Origin of the sequence: Streptomyces sp. NPDC005925 (assembly GCF_040638805.1) — a bacterium.
Taxonomy (GTDB): Bacteria; Actinomycetota; Actinomycetes; order Streptomycetales; family Streptomycetaceae; genus Streptomyces.
The window spans coordinates 1-8,580 of record NZ_JBEXVL010000054.1 but is presented as its reverse complement, the minus strand read 5'-3'; the positions used below and the strand labels follow the sequence as shown (position 1 = coordinate 8,580).

The following is an 8,580-nucleotide window of genomic DNA, read 5'->3' as shown; positions in this document are numbered from 1 at the left end:
CAGGTCGGCGTAGGCGCCGAAGGTGAGGGCGTTGAGTTTGTCGGGCCGGGCGAGGGTGACGGTGGCGACTCCGTCGGTCCAGAGGGCAGGTCCGCACGGTCTGTCCCGGGAGCCGGGCCGGTCGCCGGGCTACTTGGCGCCGCCCGTCGCTGCCGCCGCGCCCGGTCCGAGGAGGGCCTTGCCCTCCACCGAGCTCTTGCTGATCTGGTAGTACGTCTGGAGCTTGAAGTACTCGCCGCCCGAGTACGACGCCACGTTGTACAGGCCGAGACCCTTGCCGCCGGCGTCGTATGTGATGCCGACGTTCTGCGAGAACTTGTCGATCCGCGGCTCGACGTCGAACCGCGCCGGCAGGTCCCGGAAGTCCGGCAGGAGCGAGGCGAACGTGATCCGGTGGATCTTCGGGGAGTCCCAGCTCAGCGTCGTGTAGATGCCGCCCGACTTCTGGGCGTGCTGGAGCATCTTCTCGCTCGGCTCCGGCAGTCCGATGTCGCGCAGCATCGCGCGGACGGTGTCCGGCTGGTAGCACTTGGGGTCCGCGCCGAGGAAGTAGACGTTGACCGTCCGGCTCGGGTAGTCGATCCCCACCATGCTCAGCTTGTCTTCCAGGCCGTAGCGGGCGTAGAAGTCGAAGTTCTCCGCCAGGCTGCTCGTCATCGACGGGAACTCGGCGAGGTCGGACACCTTCTGCAGATTGGTGACCGGCAGGAACGTCCACGTCTTCTTGAAGCCGCCGACAAGACCGAAGTCCGCGCCGTGGCACAGCACCGGGAAGCGGTCCTCGAGCTCCGCCAGCAGACCGCCCACGGGGTGGTCCGTCTTCTCGATGAGACCCCGCTCGACCGCGCGGGCGTACGGGTCGAAGCCCTGCGGGAACGCCGTGAAGCGGCAGTCGAGGTCACTCGTGTCGCGCGTCGCCACACGGAAAGCGACCACGGCCTCCTCGAGGAATTCCTCATACGCCTTCAGGATCGGCCAGACCTTGTCGCGAGAGGGAGTGATGTCCAGCAGCCCAGCTGTTTCCTCCATGGCGGAGTAAAGATTCTCCAGCTGCTCTGTCCCGGTCATTCGTCGTCCTCCAGTGTCAATCTCAATGTCTATGCGAATCGGGGCAGATCATTGGCACTTCGGATGGGAAGCGAATCGTCCGGACGGGCCGCACCGACACCGTGAAAGGTGTGCCCCCTGCTCGCCGCTCTATGGCAGCATCGGTGTTTGAGGCACGGCCTGTCAAGTTATTGCCTAACGTTTCCCATTGACATTCGTACCGGCCGGGAAATATAGCGGCTTTCCATTGAAGCTCTAGCGCGGGTGGTTATCCTCCGGCAGGTGTAGTACGCGCTGTTTCCGGGCGGAGTTCACGACTGTAGCTCCCTGTTTTGAGAAAAGGACATGACCCATGACGACGTCCGGCCATTCTGCCGAGGCACCGGCCGCCTTCAAGATCGAATTCGACTTCGACAACGGAAACTTCATCCGTGACCTGATCACCACCAACGGCGGCGGCGGCTTCCCCCCGGCGGAGGCCATCGCTCCCGGCGACACGTCCATCTACACCTGGATCACCTACCTGTTCCAGGTGTCGTGGTTCGACGCGCTGGCGCCCTACCACCCCACCGCGGTCGGCGTGTACTCCCGCATCGACCGCCGCCCCGCCGCCGAGTCCGCCACCAACCGGAACAAGAACATCGCCGGCTTCCACGCCTCGTACCAGGTCGTCAAGGTCGCCTTCCCTGAGCGGGCACCGGTCATGAAAATGGCCATGGCCGCGATCGGCCTGAACCCCGACGACGAGTCCGAGGACCCCACCACCCCCGTCGGCATCGGCAACCTCGCCGGCAAGGCCGTGGTCGCCGCCCGCCTCCACGACGGCATGAACCACCTCGGCGACAAGGGCCGCACCTACAACGGCCGGCCCTACGCCGACTACACCGGCTACACCCCCGTCAACACCGCCTACGAGCTGACCGACCCCTCCCGCTGGCAGCCCGCCCTCGGCCCGCACCAGCGCCGCGTCGGCGGCGGACCCGGCGACAAGGGCATCTTCGCCGTCCAGCAGTTCGCCACCCCGCAGCTGCGCCTGGTCAAGCCCGTCACCTTCCGGGACCCCGGCGAGTTCGAGCTGTCCGCGCCCGGCCACAGCGACCACACCGACGCCGAGGCGTACAAGCGCGCCGTGGACGAGGTCCTCGAGGCGTCGGCCGCCTTGACGGACGAGCAGAAGGTCAAGGCGGAGTTCTTCGAGCACTCCCCGGTCTCCCTCACCTGGGCGCCGCGCGCCGCCGCCCTCGCCCACGACCTCGACCTCGACGGCTGGGCCCAGCTGTTCATCACCACCTCCCTGGCGCGCTTCGACAACCTGATCGCCGTCTGGCACCACAAGCACGCCTACGACGCCGTACGCCCCTTCAGCGCCGTCCGGCACGTCTACGGCACCACCCCGGTGACCGCCTGGGGCGGGCCCGGCAAGGGCACCGTCACCGACATCCCCGCCGACGAGTGGTCCAGCTACCTGCCCGAGGGCAACCACCCCGAGTACCCGTCCGCGTTCACCACGCTGTGCTCCGCCCAGGCGCAGGCCGCCCGCCGCTTCCTCGGCGACGACCTCCTCGACTGGACGCACGCCTTCCCGGCCGGGTCGGCGCAGACGGAGCCCGGGACCGTCCCGTCCGGCGACCTCAAGCTCAACTGGGAGACGTGGACCGACTTCGTCGACGACTGCGCCGAGAGCCGGGTCTGGGCGGGCGTCGCCTTCAGGGAGACGACCCAGAAGTCCATCGCCTTCGGCGCGCAGTTCGGCGACCTGGCGCACGACTTCATCCAGCGCCACGTCAACGGCGACGTCGACAGCTGACCGGCTGAGTACGGCCGGCTGCTTGACCGGCCGGTCGGTCGACCGGCCGGGACCGCCAGGACGGGGGCCGAGGCAGCCGCCGCCTCCTGGAGCGCCGCCGGCACGCCGGGCGCCGCCGCTGCTCGTGGGCGGCGGCGCCACCCGGCAGACACACCACGGTCGGGACGACCTCGTACTGTCCACCCCCACCCCGGAGAACCGGACCAGGAGACCACCCGAACCGACGGGAGCCGAAGCCGATGGAGCCGAAGCAGTCGATGCAGCCGATGGGGCCGATGCAGTCGATCGGGCCGGTGGCGCCGGTGCAGCCGTTGAGCGCGACCACGCCCACCCCCGGACGGCACGCGCGCCGCGCCGAACTGGCCTCCCTGGCCTGGACCGAGGCCCTCACCATGGCCGGCCCCCACCCGGACCCCGGCCCCGCCCGCCGGCCGCCCGGCGAGCTGGCCGCCGACGCCCTGCGCGCCCACAGCGCCCTCGTGGCGGGTCTCGGCCGGTACGTCCCCGTCACCTGCCTGGAACCCGGCGCCCGCGGCGTACACGGCGTACGCGGACTCGCCGCCTTCCTCGCCGTGTACGCCGCCCACTACCAGCGGCAGGACGCGCGTGACCTCGGCACGGCCGCCTGAACTCGACTCTCGCTTCCGTCGCGCTCGAAGGTCCCTGGCGCAGCCGGGACGTGCGGACCCGCCGCCCCTAAAGTGGCCGCGCAAGACCTCGCGCCCGCCCCTCCATCCCCCCGTTCGATGGGCGGGCGCGCCGGTCTGCCGCGCCCTCCCGGCGGCGGTCTCGTCCCCGTGCCCCTCACCCCCTCATGTCACTGACGCGGGGGCTGTCTCGTCTCGTGAACGCGGCGAGCACCTCCCCCGACGAGCGGGGCGGGCGCTGTCCGTCGTGGTCAAGGAGGGGCTCGCGTGAGCCGGATCGAAGAGTTCGAGGAGGCACGGCCCCTGCTGTTCTCCCTCGCCCACCGCATCCTGGGCAGCGTCGGCGAAGCCCAGGACGCCGTCGAGGAGACCTGGCTGCGCTACGCATCCGCCCCCGCCCCGCCCGACCGGACCAGGGAATACCTGTCCGCCGAAGTCACCCGGATCTGCGCGGACGTCCTGCGCTCGGCCCGCGTACGACAGGACACCCACGCCGGGCCCTGGCCCTGCGCACCCCTGCCGGACGACCCCGGTCACGACCCGCAGCAGCCCCCGGAACTCGCCGCGACCCTGTCGACCGCGGCCGTCCTGCTCCTGGAACGCCTGTCCCCCCTCGAACGCGCCGTCTTCGTCCTCCAGGAGATCTTCGGCTGCGACAGCGCCCGTATCGCCTCCGCCGTCGGCTGCTCGGAAACCGCCTGCCGCCAGCTCGCCGCCTCCGTGTCCGTCCACAGCGGCGGCAGCGGCAGCGGAGGCAGCAGCGGCGGCCGTGATGGCGGTGGCGGTACGACCCTGCCCTGGCCCGGCCACATCGTCGGCACCGACCACGTGGCCCGGGTCCTGACCGCGATCGTCCCGGCACTGCTCCGCATCGACGTCACCATGCACCCGCAGGACGTCGACGGCGGCCCCGGCGCCGTCTTCCGCGACCGGGGCGGCACCGTGCTGGGCGCCCTGGCACTCGACTTCCTCGACGGACGCATCCACACCGTCCGCTGGGTCGGCGACCCGAAGAACACCGGCCCGAAGAACACCGGCGCGACGGACTTCGACGCGACGAACCTCGGCGACGAGGGCGAGATGGCATGACCGCCCCCACGACGGACGACGACACCCCCGCCACCAACGACGCCGCCCCGGCGGGCGCCCCCACCCCCCATGACGTCCCCGGCCGCGCGACCGGCACGATCCGTGTCCTGCTGGCCGACGGCCAACCCCTGCTGCGCAGCGGCCTGTGCGCACTGCTCGACGCCGAGGACGACATCGACGTGGTCGCCGAGGCCGCCGACGGCCGTCAGGCCCTGGAACTGGCCCGGCGGCACCTCCCGGACATCGTGCTCACCGACATCCGGCTGCCCGTCGTCGACGGCATCGAGACGACCCGGCGCATCGCCGCCGACCCCGCCCTGCCCCGTACCCGCGTCGTCGTCCTGACCGGCGACGGCTCCGACGTACACGTCTTCGAGGCGCTGCGGGCCGGCGCCGCCGGGCTCCTCATTAACGACGTCGCCCCCGCCGACCTCCTGCACGCGCTGCGCGTCGTCGCACGCGGTGACGCCCTGCTCGCCCCCTCCGTCACCCGCAAACTCATCAACCGTCTCGTCGCCCGCCCGCTCTCCGTGCCCACCGCGCCGGGCCTCGGGGAACTGACCGACCGCGAACGCGAGGCCGTCGCCCTGGTCGCGCGCGGGCTGTCCACCCGTCAGATCGCCGACCGCATGGTCATCAGCCCGCTCACCGTGAAGTCCCACATCGACCGCGCCAAGTCCAAGCTGCGCGCCCGCGGACGCGTCCACCTCGTCGGCCTCGCCTACGCGTCCGGCCTGGTCGCCCCGGAAAACCACGCGACGTGAAGGCCCCGAGGACCCTGCGGGAGTACGGCACACAGTGCGGCAGCCCCCGGTGGAACCGGGGGCTGCCGCATCGTTCGCTCAGGCCGTCGCTGTCGCTCAGGCCGTCACCGTCGCTGTCGCCGTCGTCACTCGCCGGCCGGCGTCGCGTCGGCGACCAGGTCGTCCAGCTCCACGTCGAACAGGCCGCCGGAGCGACCGCTCAGCCCGGAGACCAGCTTCACGAAGTCGACCTCCGCGTCGTTCTTCTTCTCCGGGTCGACCACGTCCTGGGCCATGTTGAAGTAGAAGCCCTTGGTCTTCGACCGGTCGTAGAAGCCCTCCACGAACTGCCGGATGTCGTGGAAGAACTCCTGGTACGAGTTGGTGTACCGGTCGAGCGCCTTCTCCTCGATCTGCGGGTGCTCCAGGATCTTGTCGAGGACCTTCGACAGCGAGCTCGCCGCCAGCGTCGCCAGCGCCACACCCGTGGAGAACAGCGGGTCCACGAACGCCGCGGCGTCGCCGACCAGCACCCAGCCGTTCCCGTGGAAACGGTCCTGGGTGTACGACCAGTCACGCGCCGAGCGGTAGCCCGCCGCCTGCGTCGAGTCCTTCAGCAGTTCCTTGAGCTTGGTCGTGGTCTGCATCTCGGACTTGAACAGGTCCTCGAGGGACTTGTCCGAGTCGCTCGCGACCTCCGAGCGCGTCACGTAGCCGACGCTGAAGACGCCCTTGTCGATCGGGATGCCCCAGAACCAGCCGTCGCGGGTGCCCTCGATGAGGATGTTGCTCCACTCGTCGCCCGGCAGGCGGTGGCAGTTGTCGAAGTACGTCCACACCGCGACGTTGCGCAGCTGCTCGTTCCAGTTGACCTCGGTGTACTTACGGCCGATCACCCGCGCCTGACCGGAGGCGTCGACGACCATGCGGGCCCGGGCCTCGTGGGTGCCGTTGAGGCCGCGCAGGGCGTAGCGGACGCCGACGACGCGGCCGTCCTCCTCGATGGTGTCCTTCACCGTCGCGTCCTCCACGACGATGGCACCCAGCTCCCGCGCACGGTCCAGAATCAGCGCGTCCAGGTCGGCACGGCGGGTGTGGAAGGCGTACGGGATACGTCCGCCCGTGGTGAACGAGAAATTCCACGGAACTTCGTTGTTGCCCCAGATCAGGGTGCCGCCGTACTTGCGCTCGAATCCCTTGGCCTCCATGCGCTCCGTGAGACCGAGCTCCTCCATCGGCACCATCACGCCGGGAATCAGGGATTCACCGACGTGATAGCGCGGAAAACGCTCCCGGTCGAGCACGAGAACCCGGTGACCGCGCTTGGCGAGAAGCCCCGCGGTGGTGGCACCGCCGGGGCCGCCACCGACGATGATGACGTCGAATTCGTCAGGAAACCCGAACAGAGTGGACGACATGCGAGACCTTCCCCAGTTCCGACGTGGTTGGCACTCGCGAGTCGCGTGAAGACTGCTTCTGCTTCCGCTCCCGCAGAGCGCGTTCACGGACCAGAGTGCAGCGGACGGCCGGGCGATGTCATCGCCGATATTGCTCAGCACGAAAGACAGCTGTTCTCTTGCGGGACGGGCGGGCTCATGGAAGGACGGGCGGACTGACGGACGGACTGAGGGAAGAGCCGGGGGAAGAGCCGAGGGAAGGAGAGACGGACGGACTGACTGACTGACTGACCCGCTCGCAAAGCCACCGGCAACGAGAGGAGACAGCATGGCCGAGAACACCGAGGGGACCGCGACCGTGATCGTGATCGGCGGTGGGTACGCCGGCGTCATGGCGGCCAACCGGCTGACACAGCACGCAGGCCTCACCGTGCGGCTGATCAACCCCCGCCCGCACTTCGTGGAACGCATCCGCCTGCACCAGCTGGTGTGCGGCTCGGACGACGCGGTCACGGACTACCCGCAGGTCCTCGCCTCAGACGTCGACCTGGTGGTCGACACCGTGGAACGGATCGACGCGGCCGGCCGCAGCGTGACCCTGGCGAGCGGCGACTCGATCGGCTACGACTACCTGATCTGCGCAGTCGGCAGCCACAGCACCGGCGAAGCCGTCTCCGGGACCGCCGTCTCCGGGACCGCCGCCCCCGGGACCGCCGCCCCCGGACCGGCCGTTCCCGGGGCCGCCGAATTCGCCCACCCGATCGCCACCCTGGAGAGCGCGCGGCGGCTGCGCGATGCACTCGCCGCCGCGCCCGCGACGGCCGCGGTCACCGTCGTCGGCGCCGGACCGACCGGCATCGAAACCGCCGCCGAACTCGCGGAGACGAGCGGCCACGCCGTGACCCTGGTCTGCGGCGAAGTCCTCGGCCCGTACCTGCACCCCTCGGGCCGGCGGTACGTCGCCAAGCACCTGGCCCGCCTCGGCGTGAGCGTCCTTCAGGGCCCCGGCGCCGAGGTGACGGCCGTGAGCCGCGACTCCGTACGACTCGGCGACGGCCGCACCCTGCCCAGCGACGTCACCGTCTGGACCGCGGGGTTCGCCGTACCCGACCTGGCCCGGCGCAGCGCCCTCAGCACCGACGCGGCAGGCCGCATACTCACCGACGAGACCCTGACCAGCGTGGACGACCCGCGCATCATCGCCGCCGGGGACATCTCCGCACCCTCCGGCCTGCCGCTGCGGATGAGCTGCCAGGCCGCCATGTTCCTCGGCGCGCACGCCGCCGACACCGTCCTCAGCCGCATCGCCGGCAACCCGCCCACGCCCCTCGACCAGGGCTTCTTCGGCCAGTGCATCAGCCTCGGCCGACGCGCCGGCATCTTCCAGCTCGCCCACAAGAACGACACCGCCAAAAGGCTCCACATCAGCGGCCGTCCCGGCGCGAAGCTCAAGGAAATCGTGTGCCGGCACATCATCAGGACCGTCGCGGGCGAGGCACGCAAGCCCGGCTCGACCACCTGGCCCAAGGATCCCGGCCGCCGGCAACTGCTCCAGTCCGAGCCCGGCGAGCCCGGGACCCAAGTGCCCCTCTAACGAACCTCGTTAGGCTCCGGCTCCCAACCCATGAGCCCACCCGGCACCGCCTCGACGGCCGGCCGGACTGACAGGAGCTGACACACGTATGTCTGTGGAAACCACTGCGCCGCCGGGAACGGGGGACACCGCCAAGGACGTCCGTCGGCTGGACCGGGTGGTCATCCGCTTCGCGGGGGATTCGGGCGATGGTATGCAGCTCACCGGTGACCGTTTCACGTCGGAGACGGCGTCGTTCGGGAATGATTTGTCGACG

At 70.2% G+C, this 8,580-nt stretch carries 7 protein-coding genes; 5 read left to right on the top strand and 2 right to left on the bottom strand.

The features are described 5' to 3' along the window. Positions 1-129: 129 nt before the first annotated feature. Positions 130-1,068 (bottom strand): aromatic prenyltransferase, encoded by a 939-nt coding sequence (locus tag ABZ354_RS28385; RefSeq protein ID WP_358661551.1) that lies wholly within the window; start codon positions 1,066-1,068, stop codon positions 130-132. A gap of 331 nt (positions 1,069-1,399) precedes the next feature. Here ABZ354_RS28385 and ABZ354_RS28380 point away from each other — a divergent pair, with 331 nt between their 5' ends. The 4 genes from ABZ354_RS28380 (at position 1,400) to ABZ354_RS28365 (ending at position 5,354) form a co-directional block, all read left to right on the top strand. After that, the gene (locus tag ABZ354_RS28380) at positions 1,400-2,854 is read left to right on the top strand and encodes a DUF6851 domain-containing protein (protein ID WP_358661549.1); all 1,455 of its coding nucleotides are present in this window, start codon (positions 1,400-1,402) and stop codon (positions 2,852-2,854) included. A 239-nt stretch (positions 2,855-3,093) separates the two neighbouring features. Beyond that, entirely contained in the window at positions 3,094-3,483 is a 390-nt protein-coding gene (locus ABZ354_RS28375) for a hypothetical protein (RefSeq protein WP_358661547.1), read from the top strand. Between the two features lie 285 nt (positions 3,484-3,768). Beyond that, the gene (locus ABZ354_RS28370; protein ID WP_358661545.1) at positions 3,769-4,590 is read left to right on the top strand and encodes a sigma factor-like helix-turn-helix DNA-binding protein; all 822 of its coding nucleotides are present in this window, start codon (positions 3,769-3,771) and stop codon (positions 4,588-4,590) included. After that, positions 4,587-5,354, top strand: coding sequence for a response regulator transcription factor (locus ABZ354_RS28365; RefSeq protein WP_358661543.1), 768 nt, complete (start codon positions 4,587-4,589; stop codon positions 5,352-5,354). The genes ABZ354_RS28370 and ABZ354_RS28365 overlap by 4 nt, the downstream gene beginning before the upstream one ends. Positions 5,355-5,479: 125 nt before the next feature. On the opposite strand, the gene ABZ354_RS28360 is transcribed toward ABZ354_RS28365, so the two are convergent. Further along, positions 5,480-6,751 (bottom strand): NAD(P)/FAD-dependent oxidoreductase, encoded by a 1,272-nt coding sequence (locus tag ABZ354_RS28360; RefSeq protein ID WP_358661541.1) that lies wholly within the window; start codon positions 6,749-6,751, stop codon positions 5,480-5,482. A 307-nt stretch (positions 6,752-7,058) separates the two neighbouring features. Between ABZ354_RS28360 and ABZ354_RS28355 the strand changes: the two genes are divergently transcribed. Next, positions 7,059-8,324, top strand: coding sequence for an FAD-dependent oxidoreductase (locus ABZ354_RS28355; protein WP_358661539.1), 1,266 nt, complete (start codon positions 7,059-7,061; stop codon positions 8,322-8,324). Positions 8,325-8,580 lie beyond the last annotated feature (256 nt).